The 19,889-nt window shown below is 39.8% G+C and carries 19 protein-coding genes, 1 other RNA gene and 1 pseudogene; 11 read left to right on the top strand and 10 right to left on the bottom strand.

From position 1 onward, the window contains the following. Positions 1-14: 14 nt before the first annotated feature. From MOMA_RS08595 to MOMA_RS09615, 4 genes and pseudogenes are all read right to left on the bottom strand, one after another. Positions 15-224 carry a hypothetical protein gene (locus MOMA_RS08595; RefSeq protein ID WP_009502142.1) on the bottom strand — a complete coding sequence of 70 codons (210 nt, stop codon included), beginning with the start codon at positions 222-224 and terminating at the stop codon, positions 15-17. A gap of 3 nt (positions 225-227) precedes the next feature. Next, positions 228-437 carry a hypothetical protein gene (locus tag MOMA_RS08590; RefSeq protein ID WP_009502141.1) on the bottom strand — a complete coding sequence of 70 codons (210 nt, stop codon included), beginning with the start codon at positions 435-437 and terminating at the stop codon, positions 228-230. A 184-nt stretch (positions 438-621) separates the two neighbouring features. Further along, positions 622-792: pseudogene (locus MOMA_RS09990) on the bottom strand (S24 family peptidase); the annotation flags it as partial. Positions 793-1,032: 240 nt separating this feature from the next. Continuing rightward, the gene (locus tag MOMA_RS09615; RefSeq protein WP_009502139.1) at positions 1,033-1,701 is read right to left on the bottom strand and encodes a helix-turn-helix domain-containing protein; all 669 of its coding nucleotides are present in this window, start codon (positions 1,699-1,701) and stop codon (positions 1,033-1,035) included. Between the two features lie 155 nt (positions 1,702-1,856). On the opposite strand from MOMA_RS09615, the gene MOMA_RS08575 reads away from it, so the two are divergent. Further along, complete coding sequence (locus tag MOMA_RS08575) at positions 1,857-2,048, top strand: Cro/CI family transcriptional regulator (RefSeq protein ID WP_009502138.1); 192 nt, start codon at positions 1,857-1,859, stop codon at positions 2,046-2,048. Between the two features lie 277 nt (positions 2,049-2,325). Here the strand turns inward: MOMA_RS08575 and ssrA are convergent. Beyond that, positions 2,326-2,683: a transfer-messenger RNA gene (gene ssrA / locus MOMA_RS09750) on the bottom strand. A 123-nt stretch (positions 2,684-2,806) separates the two neighbouring features. Next, positions 2,807-3,460, bottom strand: coding sequence for a TetR family transcriptional regulator (locus tag MOMA_RS08565; protein WP_009502137.1), 654 nt, complete (start codon positions 3,458-3,460; stop codon positions 2,807-2,809). A 299-nt stretch (positions 3,461-3,759) separates the two neighbouring features. Between MOMA_RS08565 and MOMA_RS08560 the strand changes: the two genes are divergently transcribed. Further along, on the top strand, positions 3,760-3,942 hold the full coding sequence (locus tag MOMA_RS08560; protein WP_009502136.1) for a hypothetical protein: 183 nt from the start codon (positions 3,760-3,762) through the stop codon (positions 3,940-3,942). Between the two features lie 4 nt (positions 3,943-3,946). Here MOMA_RS08560 and rsmD read toward each other — a convergent pair whose 3' ends face one another. Together rsmD and mrdA are read right to left on the bottom strand one after the other, a co-directional pair. Beyond that, a complete protein-coding gene (rsmD, locus tag MOMA_RS08555) occupies positions 3,947-4,570 on the bottom strand; it encodes a 16S rRNA (guanine(966)-N(2))-methyltransferase RsmD (protein WP_009502135.1) in 624 nt (207 codons plus the stop codon). Positions 4,571-4,577: 7 nt separating this feature from the next. Then, a complete protein-coding gene (gene mrdA / locus MOMA_RS08550; RefSeq protein WP_009502134.1) occupies positions 4,578-6,467 on the bottom strand; it encodes a penicillin-binding protein 2 in 1,890 nt (629 codons plus the stop codon). 227 nt (positions 6,468-6,694) lie between these two features. Between mrdA and MOMA_RS08540 the strand changes: the two genes are divergently transcribed. The 5 genes from MOMA_RS08540 to ccmI all read left to right on the top strand — a co-directional run bounded on the left by MOMA_RS08540 (position 6,695) and on the right by ccmI (position 12,753). Further along, positions 6,695-8,002, top strand: a complete 1,308-nt coding sequence (locus MOMA_RS08540) for a hypothetical protein (protein ID WP_009502133.1) — start codon at positions 6,695-6,697, stop codon at positions 8,000-8,002. A 204-nt stretch (positions 8,003-8,206) separates the two neighbouring features. Beyond that, complete coding sequence (locus MOMA_RS08535) at positions 8,207-10,222, top strand: heme lyase CcmF/NrfE family subunit (protein ID WP_009502132.1); 2,016 nt, start codon at positions 8,207-8,209, stop codon at positions 10,220-10,222. 47 nt (positions 10,223-10,269) lie between these two features. Further along, positions 10,270-10,842: a DsbE family thiol:disulfide interchange protein gene (locus MOMA_RS08530; protein WP_009502131.1), complete on the top strand. Its 573-nt coding sequence runs from the start codon at positions 10,270-10,272 to the stop codon at positions 10,840-10,842. After that, entirely contained in the window at positions 10,839-11,450 is a 612-nt protein-coding gene (locus MOMA_RS08525) for a cytochrome c-type biogenesis protein (RefSeq protein ID WP_009502130.1), read from the top strand. Before MOMA_RS08530 ends, MOMA_RS08525 begins: the two co-directional genes overlap by 4 nt. A gap of 1 nt (position 11,451) precedes the next feature. Further along, on the top strand, positions 11,452-12,753 hold the full coding sequence (gene ccmI / locus MOMA_RS08520) for a c-type cytochrome biogenesis protein CcmI (protein ID WP_009502129.1): 1,302 nt from the start codon (positions 11,452-11,454) through the stop codon (positions 12,751-12,753). Positions 12,754-12,758: 5 nt separating this feature from the next. Here the strand turns inward: ccmI and MOMA_RS08515 are convergent, their stop codons facing one another. Continuing rightward, positions 12,759-13,472 carry a ParA family protein gene (locus MOMA_RS08515; RefSeq protein ID WP_009502128.1) on the bottom strand — a complete coding sequence of 238 codons (714 nt, stop codon included), beginning with the start codon at positions 13,470-13,472 and terminating at the stop codon, positions 12,759-12,761. Positions 13,473-13,685: 213 nt separating this feature from the next. On the opposite strand from MOMA_RS08515, the gene MOMA_RS08510 reads away from it, so the two are divergent. Then, the gene (locus tag MOMA_RS08510) at positions 13,686-14,729 is read left to right on the top strand and encodes a hypothetical protein (protein WP_009502127.1); all 1,044 of its coding nucleotides are present in this window, start codon (positions 13,686-13,688) and stop codon (positions 14,727-14,729) included. A gap of 127 nt (positions 14,730-14,856) precedes the next feature. Here the strand turns inward: MOMA_RS08510 and ttcA are convergent, their stop codons facing one another. Next, a complete protein-coding gene (gene ttcA / locus MOMA_RS08505; RefSeq protein WP_009502126.1) occupies positions 14,857-15,837 on the bottom strand; it encodes a tRNA 2-thiocytidine(32) synthetase TtcA in 981 nt (326 codons plus the stop codon). A 220-nt stretch (positions 15,838-16,057) separates the two neighbouring features. On the opposite strand from ttcA, the gene MOMA_RS08500 reads away from it, so the two are divergent. The 3 genes from MOMA_RS08500 to clpA all read left to right on the top strand — a co-directional run bounded on the left by MOMA_RS08500 (position 16,058) and on the right by clpA (position 19,876). Beyond that, positions 16,058-16,933 (top strand): hypothetical protein, encoded by an 876-nt coding sequence (locus MOMA_RS08500; RefSeq protein WP_009502125.1) that lies wholly within the window; start codon positions 16,058-16,060, stop codon positions 16,931-16,933. A gap of 23 nt (positions 16,934-16,956) precedes the next feature. After that, complete coding sequence (locus MOMA_RS08495; protein WP_009502124.1) at positions 16,957-17,334, top strand: ATP-dependent Clp protease adaptor ClpS; 378 nt, start codon at positions 16,957-16,959, stop codon at positions 17,332-17,334. Between the two features lie 157 nt (positions 17,335-17,491). Continuing rightward, a complete protein-coding gene (gene clpA / locus MOMA_RS08490; RefSeq protein ID WP_009502123.1) occupies positions 17,492-19,876 on the top strand; it encodes an ATP-dependent Clp protease ATP-binding subunit ClpA in 2,385 nt (794 codons plus the stop codon). The last annotated feature ends 13 nt before the right edge of the window (positions 19,877-19,889 follow it).

Here is a 19,889-nt window from a genome sequence, read left to right as displayed (position 1 = left end):
AAATTCACCGTTTTTCACTGGCGGTCTGTAAAATAATCGTCGTAGGTTTCATGATCGACGTCAAGCTCTATCACAATGGTGGCATTGGTTTTGTTATCCCAGTAGGCAAGGCTGTCAATTGAGCACTCGTAAGTCTGTGTTTTGAGAATTTTTAGGGTTTTGCAAGTATCTGTTGCATTGTTTGGTTGGTTTGTGGCATAAAATCGTCTAAAATCAATAAACAACGCCTAGGCAAACGGAACTGGCAGGCGTTCGGCGTATTCAAACTCTACAATTTCACGCTCTTTGTCATCACTTGGGCGGGCTAGTATGTATTTTGGCTCGCGTGTTTTGATGTCAATGAGATAAATGCCAAAATGGCGTTTTGAGACTTGAAAAATCTTGCCTGTGGTTTTGTGTTTTAAATGCATGCGTTGTTTGAGTTCGCCAATTTTCATAAATTGCTCCTTTTGGTTGGTGATTGGGGTATTATAAGAATACTTATAAAATAAGTCAAGCAATATTTATTGTTTTTATCATATTTTTATTAAATATTTTATTTTTTTCTTATATTTTAATGATTTGTATTAATAAGAATTTTTTAACAACAAAAAACCGCCAAAAGGCGGTTAAAAGCTGTTGTTGGTGGGGGTATCTTAGTTTGTCATCGTTTCTTGATATGGCTTTAAAACCGTCGTTGGTTTTGAATAAATACTTAACTTTTATTTCATCATTTTTGCGAAAAGCATAAATCTCACCGTCAAAAATCCGTCTGGCCGAGGTGTCTATGGCAATGACCTGTCCATCGGATAACAAGGCATATGAAATGCCTGATTTTTCTGAAAATTCGCCCCTTGACAATCCATGCTCTGTAATAGTTTTTTGGTGTTTTCTCGTCTGATTGTTCCGATACCTGTTAGATTATTTTGCATGATTTGCCTTTTGTAATTGGTTCGTGCTCAATCGGTTTTGTGCAATAAATAATCAAGATTCTTAGCCAAATAACTCATAAATACCCCTTTTAATTTCATGGGTAAAATTTCATGAATAAAATTAATTGCGTCCACGCTTAAACGTTACAAATTTGCCAATCGCCACGCCGATTACCTTAAACGGTTCTCTACGGCTGTCTATTGGGTAAAATGTCAAATCGCTTGAGATAAGCTCAAACCATTCTGCACCAGTTGCGTTGTCATAATGAATTTTGTATTTTTTGAATATGGTTTCTGTGTCTTTTTTGGTGGTAACAACCGCCACTACAAAATCACCGTTAAGCGGCTCTTTATTTGGGTTAATAAAGGCAATATCACCTGGATAAAAGTCGCGTATCATGGTAACGCCGTCGATACGCAGTGCGTAGGTGTCATCGCTATAATTGTCGCTGTCATTGATTGGCATGTCGATATAGTCATCGTAATGATTGGTTTTTTTAAACGATGAGGCTTGGTTTATCGCAATAATCGGTATGCGTTGATGATTGCTTGATGGCTTTGGTTTAGCGACTTCCTTGGTTAATTGCATCTCGCCTGTCCCTGTTGCAAGCCACGTTGAATTAACGCCAAAAAAATCCGCCAACTCTACGATTTTGCCACTGCTTTTTACTTTTCCACTTTCAAGCTGTGAATAGGCTGATTGGGTTAATCCCTCAATTTCATCGGCAACTTGGGCTTGAGTAAATCCTGCTTTTTTTCTTGCGATTTTTAGGCGGGTTTTTAATTCCATAGTAATAAATAACCTTTGTGTTGCTAAAATTATTTTTATTATATAAGCGACCTTATATAAAATCAAAACAGATTAATTATATTTAATCAAAAATTATGATTGATAATTAATAAGATAACTTATATAATAACCAATATTTTAATAAAAGGTGTTTTATGAAAGAAAAAAATCATGAAATTGCAAAATTAATCCAATTTTTTGGCAATCAAAATATAACCAGTAAAGCCTTGGGAGTAAGCCAAAGTGCGATTAGACAATGGTTGAATAAAAAAACTAAAATTGAAAGATATTTTGCAATTTTGGCTGAAAAAGCAACAGATGGTGAAATTAAAGCGATACATCAATAAATAAGCCGTCGCCGTCTGATTTGCTGTAGCGTTTTTCGGTTGGCTTGAGTGATTTTATTTGGTGATCGGTAAGTGGCATTTTTAACTGTGTGTTTTAATTGTGTGTGTTTCGGTGTGTGATATGTGTGGTATTTTAGCTTGATAGAATGCGTTTGTAAAGGGTGCTTTATGACAACCCATGACAGTTTTAACCACTAAAAACCCCTTATAAACACTGTGTTTACAAGGGGTTTGGGTAGGTTGGGTTAGGTGGTGATACTTTGTGATGGTTGATAGATGGTGGAGATGGCGGGAGTTGAACCCGCGTCCGCCAGCACTACGCCCATGACTCTACATGCTTAGAGTCTGTCTATGGCTTTAACCTTTGGCGAACCGACAGTCAGGATGCCAACGGCGAGTCTCTAAAAATTCGCTTTGGCTTGCAAGACAAAAGCCAAAACTATCCTTTGTGCGTTCGCATCTGGGAGAGCAACCAAACCAAAGGCAATCTGTACCGTCCCAAGCAACCCTTAGGCTGCTAGTGCGTAAGTTTCGTCGTTTGCGACTATTTAAAATGTACGTTTATTTACAAGAGACATACGCTCTTGACATGCATCATTGAGTTTCATTACCAGCGTCGAAGCCAGAACATCCCCAAGTAGATAGCCATTATATAAAATTTTTGAACCAAATTTCAAGTTTTTTATCACTTTTTTATCACTTTTAACAAAACCATTACAATTAATCTTATGACAATTAAATTTATGGTGCACTGCTTGTTACTTGCCTTTCCAGTTACTTACACCATAAAACAACACCTTTGCTTGTTCGGTGGCACGTTGTAGGTAGGCGGTTTTTTCTTCGGTTTGATCTTTATCAAATTTTAGCCAATTATACACCCACGAAAAAAACAAATTTACCCCCATATCAGCAATTAACAAGCGGATATCTTGTGATAAATTTTTAAACGCAGGCTGCATACCCAAATCATCACTTAAACTTTTGACAAAAATCCGAATTTGTTGCTCCAATGCCTGCTGTACTGCTTTGTTGCCTCCGTAACGTTCAGAGACGATAAAATGCCAATACAAGGGCGATTGATCCACACTTTCAAAAAACAATTTCACACTGCTGCTAATTTGGTTATCATGCGTGCGTGTTTTTCCCAGTTGCAAATGTTCTCGCAATCTCAATAATGCCGATCCAAGCTCTTCATTGACAAGGCTTGCTCCAAGTTCGTGCATGTCGCTAAAATGACGATAAAAAGCCGTCGGTACAACGCCCACTTGACGAGAAATGTGGCGTAATGACAGCGAAGAAAACGCATGACCTGCAAAAGACAAATCTAACACTGCCTGAAAAAAGGCCTGACGCGTTTGGCGTTTTTGTTGGGTGCGTGGGGTTCTGATTTTTTTTGGGGTTTTGGTTGGCATAATTGCAAAATCTTGGCTAAAAAATAGCTATTCTAAGGGGATTGGCGATAAATTACAACCAAAAAATAGCCAAATTGATGATAAATTCTACGATAAATGGTGATAAATTGAATTTTTAGTTGGTTTTAATAAGTAAAATTAGATTAACGCTTAATCTGTCTGACAAATGGCATTTAAAATAATTTTATTATTGTTATAATTATGTAACATTTAACCGTTATACTGTAAAAATAAATGAGTTTTTGTATTTTTTACCCATTATTTGCACTTTTTAGGCGATAAGCTAAGGTAAATCATTGATGAATCAACTAAACATACCACCGCACGACAAGATAGACAACCTAAACATAACAGACGAAATCCGTTATAAACCGACGATTACCATGCACAGTTTGATGTGGGTGTTGGTGATTATGTGTGTGTTTGCATTTTTGTTTGTGGTAGGATTTAGTTTGTTTAAAAGTCCGCAGTGGTTAAGCTAAGACTTTAAGTCAAACTAGACTTTAAGTCAAGCTGATAAATCCCTACAAAAATTTGCCCCATTTTTTTATATTTAATTTCAAAAAGGCGTGCGTAGTCATTGCCTAAAATTTCATGATGTGCTTGATTGGCTTCAATATAAATTAAGGTATTGTTGTTAATTAATTGGTTGTCTATCAACAGATGTAACATGGTTTGCCAAAGATTTAACCCATAAGGCGGATCGATAAAAACCATATCAAACGCTGTTTTTTCAAGGGTTGGCAATACGTTTTCGGCATAACCTTGGTGAATGTTGAGTTTGCTGGGGTGAATTTGTAACATTTGACGGCTGTTGTGCAACTCTAAAAACTGATTGCGATTGGGTTCAATCATATGCACCAATGAAGCACCACGCGATAAACTTTCAAAACCAAGCACGCCACTGCCTGCACAGCAGTCCAGTACGCGTGCATTGACAAGGCTGTCCGCCAACCAATTAAACACAGTTTCGCGCACGCGATCGGGCGTTGGACGCAGTCCATTTGCATCGATAAAACCAACATTGCGCCGTCGATATTCACCTGCGATGATACGAACGTGGCTAAGTTGTTGCTTGTTGCTTATTTGTTGCTTGCTTGTTTTTTTCATTTGGGTTTTAACTTTTTGTTGCTTTGTTGGGTGCTTTTTCTGATCCTGTAGCGGTCGGTGGCAATATTGGATTTGTGTCGCGTTGTAAAATCCAATAATCAATCACTTGTTTGGCAAGAGGGGCAACAATACTGCCGCCGCGTCCATTTTCTACAATCAAAGCTACGGCAATTTGTGGGTTTTCTACAGGGGCAAAAGCAATAAACCAGCCGTGATCGCGGTGGCGTTCATTTAAGGTTGATTCGTTATAACGTTTGCCTTGAGCAATGGATTTTACCTGGGCGGTGCCTGTTTTGCCTGCCAGGCGGTATTGTGAGGTATAGACTTTTTTTGCTGTGCCATTTTTTACCGTGTCCTCCATTGCATTTTGCATGCGTTTCCAGTCTTTTTCTGTGCCATTAAATGCAATTTTACCGTCAGGTTTATTGGCAATTTGTACATCAATTGCGCCTGTGGATTTTTGCAAAATATGCGGTGTTATGTGTTGTCCTGTGGCAGCAAGCATAGCAGTGGCATTGGCAACTTGTAGTGGCGTTGCCAAAAAGTAACCTTGTCCAATACTTGCTGAAATTGTCTCACCTGGTCGCCACGCTTTTTTGTAAGTTTTCATTTTCCATGCGGTAGATGGATAAACTCCGGTTTTTTCGTGCGGTAGATCAATGCCTGTTTTTTTGCCAAAATTAAAACGCGTCATCCAATCGTGCAAACGATCAATGCCCATTTGGTATGAGGTTTTATAATAATAAGTGTCCACGGATTGTGTGATGGATTTGTGCAAATTTACCGTGCCATGCCCTGACTTTTTCCAGTCGCGGAATTTGTGCTTATCACCTGGAATGCTAAAATAACCGGGGTCAAAAATGCTGCTTTCCCATGTCATGATGCCTGCATCAATTAATCCAAGCCCTGCAAATGGTTTAATGGTAGAGGCAGGAGGGTATTGTCCTTGTAAAGCACGGTTGTACAGTGGCATATTGGGATCGTCTTGAAGTGCTTTGTAGGCCTTACTGCTAATGCCAGAAATAAATGGATTGGGATCAAAACTTGGGTTGCTGACAAAGGCTAATACCTCGCCTGTGTTTGGATCTATTGCGACTAAGGCGGCTCGTTTGCCAGCCAACACATCGTGGGCAACTTTTTGTAAACCATAATCCAAACTTAAATACAAATCATTGCCAGCAATGGGCGGTTTGGTATCAAGTTTGCGAATAACATCACCGTAAGCGTTGGTTTCAATGGATTGATAGCCGGGTTTGCCAAGCAACAGCGTTTCGTATTGTTTTTCAATGCCAAGTTTGCCAATCAAATCCGTGCCTGCGTAACGTTTTTTATCCAAATTTTCACTTTCTTTATCGTTAATGCGTCCCACATAGCCGATTACATGGGCGAACAATTCTGCGTGCGGATAACTGCGTGTCAATTTGCTTTGAATGCTAACGCCTTTTAAAAACGGTTTTCTTTCGCTAAATTGGGCGACTTGTTGTTCGGTTAAACCGATTTTAATGGTAACAGGTTCATTTTTGCTTTTGTGTAGTGCTTTTAAACCCTCGTCAACTTCTTCTGGGGTAAGCTGAAAAATTGGCGTGAGCAATTCTAAGGTTTTTTTTGGATCTTCAATGCCATCAGGGCTTACCACCGCGGTAAAAACAGGGCGATTGTCTGCCAACAAGTAGCCATTGCGATCATAGATATAACCGCGACTGGGCGGTGCAGAAATGAGTTTAATACGGTTATTATCCGATTGTGTGGCGTATTTTTCGTGGGTATAAATTTGCAAATAAGCGTAACGAGCAACCAAAGCAAGCAAGCCAAAAAACACAAAAAATCCAGCAAAAATAACACGGCGTTTAAACACCACATGGTCTTTTTGGTTGTTATTGGCAATGGTTACTTTCATAAATTTTAAATAATTTTAAACAATGGGAACTTAAAACAATCAATTAATCATAAGAATATGCCAAAATATTGACATAGATTGATTTATTTTAACATATTTTTTTGATAAAAAAATTTCAATTTTGGCGTAAATTTGATAGGATAGTACTTTTTTAGCGATTGGTAAAATTTTGCGTATCGGATTTGGTTTTATTAATCGTATTTTGTTGGCTAATTCATAGGCTTTGTATGCACACACATCTTTGGCAAACCATTGTCAATCACCCCCAATTTTTTGCTATGTTAACCATTCCGTTTGTAACGGCAGTGGTAACGTGGGGGCATGTGTGGATGGCGTTAAAAATGCTGTTTTATCCGATTGGATTTTTAGGCATTCCGATTAAAAATTTTCCAGGCGGCGGTATTGGTTGGCAAGGCATCATTCCGCGTAAGGCAGGCAAAATATCAGGGGTGATAGTTGATCAGGCTTTGTCAAAACTTGGTTCATTAGATGAATTTTTTCAAGCCATGCACCCTGAAGAAGTGTCAGAATATATCAGTGGCGCAATGAATGACAATTTAGAAAATCTTATTGATGAGATTATGAATGAGCGTTCAGCAAGTTTATGGGGGAGTTTGCCTTATGCCCTAAAACGCAGAATTTATGCCTATGGACATGAGCAATTGCCCGATGTGATGAAGCAACTGGTGATCGAACTTGCTTATAATGTAGAAAATTTGGTGGATATGCGTGAGATGATTGTCAATAAAATGGAGTCTGATCGGGCATTAATGGTGCGAATGTTTTTAAAGGTTGGGCAAAAAGAGATTGATTTTATTTGGCATATCAGTGCGTTAATTGGATTTTTGTTTGGTATTGTGCAAATGGTGGTATTTTGGTTCGTGCCTTATCATTGGACTGTGCCGTTTTTTGCCTCTATTTGGGGATTTTTGACCAATTGGATTGCAATTTGGATGGTGTTTAATCCAGTTGAACCGCATTATGTTCGTTATCCAAAATTTTTTAGCCTAAGCAAAAAGATGCCCTTTATCCATTTACAAAAACCACACATGGGCGTGTTTAATTGGCAAGGCGGTTTTATGAAACGCCAAGAAGAAGTGTCAGATGTGTTTGCTAATATTGTTGTCAACGATTTGGTAACCTTAAAAAATATCATGCAAGAGATGATGTATGGCAGTCGTTCGGCTCAAACACGCAGTTTAATTAAAGAGCATATCAATCCAATCTTAGAATCGCAGGTTATCCAAACCACGCTAAAATATGGGCTTGGGCGTAAAGAATTTGGACAATTAAAACACACCATTGTGGATAAGTCTATTGAAGCGACCATGATACCGATGAGCAATCCTGAACTGAATGAAAGCCGCGCCAATAAAATTTTTGGTATGTTTAAACAGCGGATTTTGGCATTAACGCCCAATGAATTTCAAAATTTACTAAGGCCTGCGTTTCGTGAAGATGAGATGACCTTGATCGTACTGGGCGGTGCGACGGGGTTTTTGGCAGGTTGGTTGCATTTAATGGCGGTATTTTAATGCAAATTCATTTTGGTTTTTTGATTTGGCAATGTAAAACAATGCAATTTCAATGCTTAATACAAAATACTTAAGACAAAATACTTAAGACAAAATGTTTAGTACAATCAATACGATCAATGCGATCCATATCATCTATACAATCCATATAAAAGCTACAGTTAAGCCCAGCAAAAAGCGAGGGCATTTGGGGAGCAAAAATAAATGTTAATCACAGAATTGGGCTATGTTGCTTTGGTGTCAGCCTTAGTGATTGCAATGTTGCAAGTGATTTTTCCAACGGTTGGGGTATTTCAAAAGCAGCCTGCATGGCAAAAACTGGCGGGTAGTTTGGCAATTGCACAATTTGTGGCGATGCTGTTGTCATTTTTGGTGTTGATGTATGGTTTTTATGCCAATGATTTTACTTTGACTTATGTGGCAAATCAGTCCAATTCATTGTTGCCTTGGTATTATCGTTTGTCAGCAACGTGGGGCGGCCATGAAGGATCGTTGTTGCTTTGGGTAACGATTTTGGCAACATGGGGCATGGCGGTTGCGGTGTTTAGCAAAAGTTTGCCACTTGCGATGCGTGCCAGGGTTTTGGTGATTATTGCAGCGGTTCAATTGATGATGGTGGCAATGGTGATTTTTGTGTCGTCGCCGTTTGATCGCAGTTTGCCAACCATTCCTGTAGATGGTCAAGATTTAAATCCGCTGCTGCAAGATCCGGGGTTGATTTTTCATCCGCCGATGTTGTATATGGGTTATGTTGGTTCGGTTGTGCCGTTTGCGTTTGCAATGGCGGCTTTATGGGCAGGCAGGCTTGATGCGGTATGGACGCGGTGGAGTCGGCCGTGGGCGGTTATGTCGTGGTTGTGTTTGACGATTGGCATTGCAACGGGTTCATGGTGGGCGTATAACGAGCTTGGTTGGGGTGGTTGGTGGTTTTGGGATCCTGTGGAAAATGCATCGCTTATGCCGTGGCTTGGCGGTGCAGCCTTACTTCATTCCTTGGCGGTAACCGAAAAACGCGGTGTGTTTAAAGCATGGATGATTATGCTTGCTATTTTTACCTTTGGACTAAGTTTGCTTGGTACGTTTTTGGTAAGATCAGGGGTGATTACTTCGGTGCATTCGTTTGCTGCTGATCCGACGCGCGGTTTGTTTATTTTGGTGATTTTGGGTGTGGTGATCGGTGGCGGTTTGGCGATGTTTGCTTGGTGTGGTTGGCGATTGACAGTGGAAAGTCATTATCAATTAAAATCACGTGAAACGCTGCTTGTGATTAACAATATTATCATTTTGGTGGCAACCGTTATGGTGGTTATTGGCACGTTATATCCGATGATTGCTGATGCGTTTAAACTGGGGCAAGTGTCGGTAGGGCCGCCGTATTTTAATGCGTTATTTGTGCCGTTAACGTGGCTGTTGTTGTTGTTTTTGGCATTAGGCCCTATCAGTCGTTGGAAAAAAGACAACCGTGCGTTTTTGGGCTTAAGTGCTATTTTGTTGTTGCTATGTGGCGGATTGGGCTCGGGGATTAGTTATTTAATTGCTGATTATGTGGCATGGAATGTTGCTATTACTGCCTCGTTGGTGCTGTGGGTATTGGTGTGGATAGGCATTGATATTAAAGACAAAACCCGGAATGCCAAAACATTAAGCCAAGGACTAAGACGCTTAAGTATCAGTTATTGGGGCATGCACGTTGCGCATGTGGGTATTTTATTGGTGGCAATGGGGATTGGCATTACCACAACAATCAGCATTGAAAAAGATCTTGCAATGAGCGAGGGGCAAACTGTACAAGTGCAAGGTTATGATTTTACTTTAGTGGATTTTAAAGCACGGCGCGGCTCAAATTTTGACTCGACGCAAGCGGTGGTTCATGTCAGCAAAAAGGGCAAAGCAATTACCACATTATACCCTGAAAAACGTCATTACATTATCAGCCAAATGCCAATGACCGAAGCGTCGATTTATTACAACTTATTTACCGATGTGTATATGGCATTGGGCGAGCCGATTGTTGAGGGCAATGACACTGAATTTACCACAAAAAAATGGGCGGTGCGTATTTATGTAAAACCTGCGGTGCGTTGGGTGTGGTGGGGTTCTGGTGTGATGGTATTTGGAGCGTTAATGACAATGTTTGACAAACGTTATCGTAAAATTAAAAGCAAAACCAATATTGACGACACTAATATTGACAAAACCAATGTTGACAACCAAACTTGATACCAACCAACTTGACGCATAAAACCAACTAAAAAAAGGGGCAAAAAATGGCAATAAAAAAACAACAAATTTGGTTTATTTTGCCACTGGTGGTGTTTTTGGTGGTGATTGTACTGTTTTATACGCGACTTGGCAAAGATACAACCGTGGTAACCAGTACCATGTTAAATAAGTCATTACCAAACTTTAGTTTGCCAATGCTACAACAACCTGACAAATTGCTAAGCGTACAAGATCTACCAAAAACGCCCTACATTCTCAATGTTTGGGGATCGTGGTGTATCACTTGTCGGATTGAGCACCCATTTTTATTGCAAATGGCCGATCAAGGCATACCGATTGTGGGGATAAATTATAAAGATGAAACCGCCAATGCACTAAATTATTTGCACGAACATAAAGATCCTTTTGTGTTAAATGTTCAAGACAGTGGCAGTTATGGCATTGAGCTTGGTTTGACAGGAGCTCCTGAAAGTTTTGTGGTGGACAGTACAGGCGTGGTACGCCAACATATTATTGGTGAAATTAACGAACAACGTTTTAATCAGCAAGTATTGCCTTGTATTACGGCACTGCGCAACAATGCTGATGAAACAACGCTAAAAGGATCGTGTCAATGATAAACACAAAACCAACATTTACAACCTTAAAAAAAACAACCTTAAAAAAAAGCGCCTTGGTTTGGCTGTTTATTGCTTTATTGAAGGTTGTTGCTTTATTACAAATTGTTGCTTTATTACAAATTGTTACTTTACAAACCGCGACCGCTGCCATCGATGTGTATCATTTTGACAGTCCGCGTCAAGAAGCTCAATATCGAGCCTTGATCGAAGAACTTCGTTGTCCAAAATGCCAAAACCAAAATTTGGCAGGTTCTGATGCCCCCATTGCCCAAGATTTAAAACAAAAAACCTATGAAATGGTGATAGATGGGCGTACAGATAAAGAAATTCGTGATTATATGTTTGAGCGTTATGGTGATTTTATCAGTTATAAACCGCCAATGCGGCCGTCTACGTGGATTTTGTGGTTTTTTCCGCCACTGTTGTTGGTGATAGCCTTGTTTGTGTGGTTTGTGAAACAACGCAATATCCAAAAACGTGTTGCCAATCACACACAACCAATAAAGCCTTTGTCTTATGCAGAACAGCGCCGTTTAGACAGTCTGTTAAACCGTCAAAATCATAGCCAAAAAAATAATAACTCAGCCTGTGCTAAGGATAATTAATATGCCAACTTTTGTGGTTTTTATTGTATGTGCAATTGTGATGGTGCTTGTGTTGGCTGTGATTGCATTGTGGCCGTGGTTTGGCAATTTGTCAACCAATTTGGCAAAATCAGCACAAAACAATCAAGAGCAAAACAATCAAGAGCAGGACAATCAGCTATTAACCTTAAATATTGACGTGTTTAAACAGCGCCTGGCTGAACTGGAAGAGGATTTTTTACAGCAACAAATTGACAAAATCACCTACGACAGTCAAAAACTGGCATTGGAGCGCCAGTTGCTTGATATTGATGAAACGTTAAACGCCCATCGTTTTATTCCCAATGCCAAAAGTCGCCTGATTTTTATCATTTGGATTCCGTGTTTGGTGGCAATGGCGTATTATTTGATTGCCGATCGATCGGAGACGTTTAAACTTTGGCAAGCTCAAGACAGTATGGGAAAAGTGGCAGATGATTTGTTGACAGGGGCGATTCAGACGCCTCCTGAGTCGGTGAGTAAAAACTTGTTGGGTTTTGTGAACACGTTGCAAACCAATGTACATCATCATGCCACCGATCCCATGCGTTGGTTTCGCATGTCGCAAGTTTATGCGATGTTTGAAGCCTCCGAGCAATCGATTGAAAGCCTTGCCAGAGCCTATCGGTTGCAGCCTGATGATGAACAAATTGCACTCGCTTACGCGCAAAGCAGTTTTTTTGGCCAAGGTGGTATGTTAAACACAGAAAGTCGACAAATATTGACCAATTTGTTAAAACAAAATCCAAAACACCAAGGGGCACAAATGCTTATGGCAATGGGCGAAATGCGCGAGGGCAATTATGACAGCGCACGCAACTGGGTTCAGCTGCTAAAAACCGATATTTTGGCACGATCAGGCGATCACAGCCAAGCGATTCAAAGCCTAAACGAACTTGAACAAAATATCAACGAACAACAAGCCAAAAGCAAGCAAGCGGTTGAGATTAAAGTGAGTATCACGCCTGAAATTTTAGGGCGCGTGAAAAAAGGCGATACCTTGTTTGTTAGCATTCGTGCAGCCCAAGGTGGCATACCTGTTGCAGCCAAAAAACTTTCAGCAGATGCTTTAACCAAAGACGGTTTAACCATTAAGATTAGCGACAATGACAGCATTATGCCAACCGAACGCTTAAGCCAAGCACTCAACGCCAAAAAACCACTGTTGGTAACGGCACGCATTAGCACATCGGGCGATGCCACCGCCCAAAAAGGCGATTTGCAAAGCAGTCCTGTGGTATTGCAACCAAAAGGGGTAACTGTGATGATTGATAAAGTTCACTAAAATGCTTAATACCAAGTTTGATTGGTCGATTTTGGTATGGTTTTGGCTTTAGTGGCACAATCGGTTGGCAAAATATCCAATACCGCTTGCCACTGGTGTTGTATTTTACGGTAGGATTTTTGGTGTTTGTCAAACACGGTTAAGCCAGTTTCGGACAAAAGTTGATAAACACTGCGTTCTGTTATCCATGCAAGTGGCTGTGTATCGATATTGGCAAAACATTGTTGTAGCTTTGTGTTTGGAGATCCATCTGTGAGCAATTGGCCACGCACCCGATTGACCAATACATGAATGCCAACTTTGCCTTTTTTTATCCGTTTTATTTCATGAAGCTGTTTTAAAAAACGTTTGGTGCTGTCGGTATCAAAAAATGAGGGCAATGTTGGTATGATAATTAGTTGACATTCGTTCACCAATTGCGACAGTTTTTCACCACTCATTGCCCCTTGACCGTCGATAATTAACCAATCTTGTGCGTTGGCATTGTTTGGTAGGTTGCCAATATCGCGTTCGTCCCGCCAATCCAAACCAACAATTGGCAAAGCGGTTTTTGGGCGGATTTTTAACCAACGTAGGCTTGATTTTTGACTGTCAGTATCTGCCAAAAATACTTGAGATTCTTGTGTTGTTGCTTGTTTGGCAATTGCAACTGCAAGGGTTGTGGCAATCGTGGTTTTGCCACAGCCACCTTTTTGATTGGCAATTAAAATTTTGTGCATGTTTACTCCTTTTTATCCTTGTTGCTTAACGAACCAACCTTTATTTTAACAAAATAGTTGTAAGATTTTTACAAAAATGGCAAACTTTGTCCTATAATTACCACTAAGCTATCATTATCAAAAAGCTATCATTATAACAAAGCTGTCAAACCAAACAAGCGATCAAGCATAGCAAACGCAAAATTGCATGGTAAAAAAATTGCATGGTAAAAAATGACAACAAACAATGACAACAAATCGTTTAATCACATTGGATATGCGTTTGGGTTACATGCGTTTGGATTGTTCGCATTAATATCTGTTGGATTTTGTCAACAGGCATCGGCTGATGGTTTTTTGTTGCCCGACACAACGCCAAAAAATGACTGGGTGGAGCAACAACAAAACAGCCTTAGTGCAAGCCTTAATAAAACCGCCCATAAACTGGACACGTGGTTTGGCATGACCGATCCTAATAATCCTGCAAAGGCAAACTTGCGCGTTATTATAGATAACAATTGGAGTCAAACAGGCGGCGTGCGCAGCAAGATCCGTTTGCGTGGCAAGGTAAAATTACCGACACTTGAGCGAAAATTAAGCGTTGTGTTTGGTGATGACAGATTGGAGGAGGATCAAAGCCAAAAAACGCGCTTGGCATTGCCAAAAAAATCAGCAACCAAACGCACAGGCGATCTGAATGCAACATCACCAACAGAAAAAATCGACACGCAAAACAATGCATCATTGGCGGTGCGTTGGTCGGATTTTAGTGAACAACTGCCCTTTAAAACTGATTTTGATGTGGGTATTCGTTCGCGTGGCAATGTGTTTGTGCGTTTAAAAATTGGCAAAGATTGGCAATTTGGTGATAAAACCAAACTTGTTACCGAACAAACCTATCGCTATAGCAAACGCGGTAAAAATGAATTTTTTAGCCACTGGGAAGGGCGTTATCAACAAAGCGAAAACATTGACATTAGTGCACCTATTAACCTTGAATATCATGAAAATCGTGATGATGATTTAAACTGGAATGCCTCGTTATTACAAACACGTTATTATAAAAATCAACAAAAGTTGAGTTATGGGCTGTATGCCAGTGGTTTTGTCAATGATTATCATGCCAATATTAACCGCATAGGCACAGTTGTGTCATGGCGACAACCGATTTGGCGTAAGTGGTTATTTTTGCAAACAGATCTTGATTATTTGAATAATAAACGCGATAAGCGTGCGCATGAATTTGGCGGATTGGTGCGATTAGAAATGTTGTTTTGAGTTTACCGTTTTAGCACTGACTGTTTTAACACTTGATTGAAGGTGTCAAGTGTTAAAAGCAAAAATCTTAAAAACTAAAAATCTTAAAAATTAAAAATTTTAAAAGCAAAATGTTAAAAAGCAAGCACTAAATCAGCGGATTTATCGTTGGGATTTTATTGAGTTTTGCGACTTTTTTCAGGTGTGTTGGGTTGTTTGGATCAAACGTTTGTACCTTAGGGGCGGCTGGTATGCCTTTTTGTTGTAAACTTGCACTGATTTGTCCTGCTTGAATGTTTTCACCCTCAAACACGCTTGGTAACGCGTTACGGTTTAATGCCAAATTTTCAAAATCAAACAAATTTCTATCGGCAAGCTGTGATGGTGCAACATTTTGTAGCGCACCAAAAATTGAGTTTAGGCGATTTGGGTATTGTTTATCCCACGTTTGCAGCATTTCGTTTATCATAGCGCGCTGTAGGTTTTCTTGACTGCCACACAAATTGCACGGAATAATCGGAAATTGTTTATAATTGGCATATTTGATGATGTCTTTTTCTTCTACATAAGCAAGTGGGCGGATAAGTACATTTTGTTCATCGTCAGACAACAATTTAGGAGGCATGGCTTTTAAACTGCCACCGTGAAATAAATTTAGAAAAAACGTTGCCATAATGTCATCTCTATGATGTCCAAGGGCAATTTTGGTTGCACCGATTTGTTTGGCAAAGCCGTACAACGAACCGCGACGCAAGCGAGAGCACGCCGAGCAATAAGTTTTGCCCTCAGGCACGATGCTTTTGACAATGCTGTAAGTGTCTTTTTCCAAAATATAATAAGGAATTTGGTGTTGGCTAAGATAATTGGGTAAAACATCTTCTGGAAAATTTGGTTGTTTTTGGTCAAGATTTACCGCCACCACATCAAAACTAATCGGTGCGATGTTTTTTAAAAACAGCAGTATATCAAGCAAGGTGAAACTGTCTTTGCCCCCTGAAATACACACCATAACCACATCACCATTTTCTATCATGTTATAATCGTGAATGGCGTGTGATACTTGACGGCGGATTTTCTTTTGTAATTTGCGAAACCGCACCGATTTAATGTTGTCATTTTCTTTCAACATAATATTACCTTAAAAATTAAAAAACTAAAAAAGCTAAAGAATAAAAGCTAAGAATAAGCGTATTATAGCTTAAATTGCGTTGTTTTTGACAATTTTTAGTTTTGACAATTTTTAGCGATTTGGACAAGTTTTGCAAAAAAAATGTAAAAAAACGATAAATTTTTATATGAATTGGTTATAATGTGCAATTAATTTTAACTTTGATTGGTTTTGAATAACTATGGTTGATCCAAGCAAATCCACTTTTGGTGCAACAACAAATTCTGATTCTATTAATCCTGATCCTACTATCCTTGACGAAGCTGATGACATTGTTAAAAGTGAAAAATCTGCGCTGAATATGTCAGGAGTGTTGTTGGCATTTGTAACAAGTTTGGTGATTGTGGCAGTCATGGGAATGATTCTTGGACAAAAAATTGGTTATAGTCGCGGTGTTAGCCATAGTATTGAAGATCGGCTAACTGGCAATGGTGAAGAAGCATCAACGCAAAACATCAAAGCCTTAAAACTCAAAGTAGACACGCTACAAAATCAAGTCAATACCGCCCAACAAGAACGCGATATCAGTTTGGCAAATTTGGAAAAACTGCGCGATGATATGAACAAGTTGCATATTACCAATTTACAATTGCAACAAAGCCGGGCGTTTTTGACCGAAAGTTTGGCTAGCAAAGGCGGTATGACGTTACAGATTATCGGTGCAAAAATAGCCCCCTTGCCTGAAAATGCCTATGAATATCGTTTTGATGTTGGCATGGTGGATAGTGGCAATCAAGAGCGGCTGCTGACACCAAAACTTACCTTGCTTGATGACGTGAATATGGTGGAAGTGCCACTTGAACCAAAAAATTATGGCATTAACGGTGTTGTGTTAATTCGTGGGCGTTTTGTGATGCCAAAGGATTTTAAACCAAAACAAGCCAAACTGGAGCTTTCGGTGGCAGGGCAAACCATTGAGCAGATTTATGATTGGCAATATGGACAACCGGTTGCTGATTTGCCTTACTCACTAGAAGAATTATCCGAACTGGACAAACGTCCAATTGCAGCGATCGAAGCGGAACAACAAGCCAAACAACAAACCAAACAACAATAAACCAAATAAGCTGGTGTTAAAATATGACCAACACGAAAATGCATTTTTTGCCAACTTTTAAAATTTTACCAATGTTGCCCTGTTGTCATTTGGATAATGACAACGAGCAAGACACGGATCTGTTATTGGCTCCAGAGCTTAAGACAGAAGAGCCACAGTATTTTGCAGTGGTTTTGTATAATGATGATTATACGCCAATGGGTTTTGTGGTAGAGGTGCTGATGGATTGTTTTCAAATGCCAATGGTTAAAGCATTAGAGGTTATGTTGGCGGTGCATCGCGAAGGGCGGGGTGTTGCAGGCGTGTATTCGCGTGATATTGCTGAAACCAAATCCTGGGCGGTTAATACGGCTGCACGCAAAGCAGGCTATCCGCTGCTGGCCTTGGTAGAGCCTTGCTAATTAACCTTGCTAATTTAAGTTGGCTTGAATGGCTGAAAGGATTGTGCGATGGATTGTTTGCCAGTTGTCGTTTAAGCCTTACTAAAATTACCTTGATTTTAGCCACTTTAGGCTTTATAGTGATGAATAATTTGTGTTTTTATTCTAAGGAAAATCAATGATTAGTTTGGCTTTACAAAAAGATTTACAACGCATTTTACTGTCTGCATCAGAACAGCGTCATGAGTATTTAACCCTTGAGCATTTATTGTTGGGATTGATTGACAAAAATGAAAGTGTAATTGAGTGTTTGGTAGCTTGCAAGGCGGATTTAGATGTTTTGGAGCAAGAATTAACCAACTATATTGCCAAAAATGTGGCAACGATCCAAAATGCAAGTCATGTACCACAACACACACGCGGTTTTGACCGTACCATTCAGCGAGCGGTATTTCATGTACAGTCTGGTGCAACGCCACGCTTGGTAGAGGGGGCGGATTTGTTGGTGTCTATGTTTGCTGAAAATGACGTTTATGCTGTGTATTTGTTAAAAAAACAAGGCATTACCAGACTTGAGCTAACCCAATATTTATCGCATGGCAACCAAGCACTTTCTGAAAATGATGACGATGTACAAACGCCCAACGACAAACCTAAAAATACCAGTGAATCTGCTTTATTGCAATATACGCAAAATTTAAACGAAAAAGCCCGCCTAGGCAATACCGATCCGTTAATCGGACGCCATGCTGAAATTGAACGCACCGCCCAAATTTTATGTCGGCGCCGTAAAAACAACCCCTTGTTGGTAGGCGATCCGGGGGTTGGTAAAACGTCTATTGCTGAAGGGCTTGCGTGGCTGATTGTCAATGACAAAGCCCCAAAACCGCTACAAGACTGTGAGATCTATGCTCTTGATATTGGTGGGTTGATCGCAGGGACAAAATTTCGCGGTGATTTTGAAAAACGCATTAAAGCCTTGCTTGATGAACTCAAAAGCACGCCGAATGTGATTTTGTTTATTGATGAAATTCATATGATAATTGGTGCAGGATCCTCTATGAACAGTACGATGGACGTGTCAAATTTGCTAAAACCTGCACTGGCAAATGGCAGTTTACGCTGTATTGGATCGACCACATTTGTAGAATACCGCCAAGTGTTTGAAAAAGATCATTCTTTGGCACGGCGTTTTCAAAAAATTGATGTCAATGAACCCGGTATCGATGACACCATTGCGATTTTGCACGGTTTAAAGTTGCATTATGAACAATTTCACCGCGTTAAATATAGCGATAACGCATTAAAAACGGCTGTTCATTTGTCAGTGAAACACATTCATGAGCGTTTTTTGCCCGACAAAGCCATTGATGTAATTGATGAAGCAGGGGCGTTTGTGCGTTTACAAAATAATGCTACTGGCATTGAGTTGGACAAAACCATTATAGACAAAACCATTGAGTTGGACAAAACCGAACAAATGCCAATGATTGACACAGCGGACATCGAAAAAATCATTGCCAAAATTGCACGTATTCCTGAAAAAACCGTTTCTAGCGATGATAAGGAAAATTTAAAAAACCTTGAGGAAAATCTAAAACATTTGGTATTTGGACAAGACGATGCAATCAAAACCTTGGTAGATGCGATTAAATTATCCAGAGCTGGGTTAAAACCTGATAACAAGCCGATCGGATCGTTTATGTTTGCAGGGCCAACAGGTGTGGGCAAAACCGAAGTTAGTCGACAATTGGCAAATTTATTAGGCATTGAACTGTTGCGATTTGATATGTCAGAATATATGGAATCTCATACCGCATCGCGCTTGATTGGTGCACCTCCTGGGTATGTGGGTTTTGATCAAGGTGGACTGTTGACCGAAAAAATCAATCAATTTCCATATTGTGTGCTCTTGTTAGATGAAATTGAAAAAGCTCACCCTGATGTGTTTAATCTGTTGCTACAAGTCATGGATCACGGTACATTGACCGACAACAATGGACGCACGTCAAGTTTTAAACAAGTCATTTTAATCATGACAACCAATGTTGGTGCTGATAGCATTAGCCGAGCCAGTATGGGCTTTACCGAGCAAGATCACAGCCGCGACAACAGCGAGGCGATAAAACGGGTATTTAGCCCTGAATTTCGTAACCGTTTGGACGCGATAGTTCATTTTAATCCGCTGGATATGTTGGTGATTGATTCGGTTGTGGATAAATTCTTAACAGAGTTACAAGCACAGCTTGATGATAAGCAAATCATTCTTGAAGTTGATGATACGGTGCGAGCTTATTTGGCAAACAAAGGTTATGATCGCTTAATGGGGGCAAGGCCGATGAGTCGTTTAATTCAAGATGAGATCAAAAAACCACTGGCAGAGATGATTTTGTTTGGTGATTTAGCAAATGGTGGCATCGTTGAACTTGTTATGACAAATCATGATGAAGGCTCAAATGACATACAGCGTGATAATACGCAACATGATAGTACACAGCGTATTGATATGAAAGTTGTGAAAAAAAATGCCAAACCAATGACGCAAGCGGATAATGTTGTCTAAAGCACAGGAATGA

The organism is Moraxella macacae 0408225 (assembly GCF_000320365.1).
In the GTDB taxonomy this organism is placed as follows: domain Bacteria; phylum Pseudomonadota; class Gammaproteobacteria; order Pseudomonadales; family Moraxellaceae; genus Faucicola; species Faucicola macacae.
The sequence above is the reverse complement of the archived record's forward strand: the minus strand, read 5'-3'. Positions and strand labels throughout refer to the sequence as shown.

Bases quoted from the DNA above. Each gene is read 5' to 3' on its own strand.
- MOMA_RS08575 (WP_009502138.1), top strand. From the start codon at position 1,857: ATGAAAGAAAAAAATCATGAAATTGCAAAATTAATCCAATTTTTTGGC.
- MOMA_RS08500 (WP_009502125.1), top strand. From the start codon at position 16,058: ATGGTTGATCCAAGCAAATCCACTTTTGGTGCAACAACAAATTCTGAT.
- MOMA_RS08515 (WP_009502128.1), bottom strand. From the start codon at position 13,472: ATGCACAAAATTTTAATTGCCAATCAAAAAGGTGGCTGTGGCAAAACC.
- MOMA_RS08530 (WP_009502131.1), top strand. From the start codon at position 10,270: ATGGCAATAAAAAAACAACAAATTTGGTTTATTTTGCCACTGGTGGTG.
- clpA (WP_009502123.1), top strand. From the start codon at position 17,492: ATGATTAGTTTGGCTTTACAAAAAGATTTACAACGCATTTTACTGTCT.
- MOMA_RS08535 (WP_009502132.1), top strand. From the start codon at position 8,207: ATGTTAATCACAGAATTGGGCTATGTTGCTTTGGTGTCAGCCTTAGTG.
- MOMA_RS08540 (WP_009502133.1), top strand. From the start codon at position 6,695: ATGCACACACATCTTTGGCAAACCATTGTCAATCACCCCCAATTTTTT.
- MOMA_RS09615 (WP_009502139.1), bottom strand. From the start codon at position 1,701: ATGGAATTAAAAACCCGCCTAAAAATCGCAAGAAAAAAAGCAGGATTT.
- rsmD (WP_009502135.1), bottom strand. From the start codon at position 4,570: ATGAAAAAAACAAGCAAGCAACAAATAAGCAACAAGCAACAACTTAGC.
- MOMA_RS08525 (WP_009502130.1), top strand. From the start codon at position 10,839: ATGATAAACACAAAACCAACATTTACAACCTTAAAAAAAACAACCTTA.
- ccmI (WP_009502129.1), top strand. From the start codon at position 11,452: ATGCCAACTTTTGTGGTTTTTATTGTATGTGCAATTGTGATGGTGCTT.
- mrdA (WP_009502134.1), bottom strand. From the start codon at position 6,467: ATGAAAGTAACCATTGCCAATAACAACCAAAAAGACCATGTGGTGTTT.
- MOMA_RS08510 (WP_009502127.1), top strand. From the start codon at position 13,686: ATGACAACAAACAATGACAACAAATCGTTTAATCACATTGGATATGCG.
- MOMA_RS08560 (WP_009502136.1), top strand. From the start codon at position 3,760: ATGAATCAACTAAACATACCACCGCACGACAAGATAGACAACCTAAAC.
- MOMA_RS08590 (WP_009502141.1), bottom strand. From the start codon at position 437: ATGAAAATTGGCGAACTCAAACAACGCATGCATTTAAAACACAAAACC.
- MOMA_RS08565 (WP_009502137.1), bottom strand. From the start codon at position 3,460: ATGCCAACCAAAACCCCAAAAAAAATCAGAACCCCACGCACCCAACAA.
- MOMA_RS08495 (WP_009502124.1), top strand. From the start codon at position 16,957: ATGACCAACACGAAAATGCATTTTTTGCCAACTTTTAAAATTTTACCA.
- ttcA (WP_009502126.1), bottom strand. From the start codon at position 15,837: ATGTTGAAAGAAAATGACAACATTAAATCGGTGCGGTTTCGCAAATTA.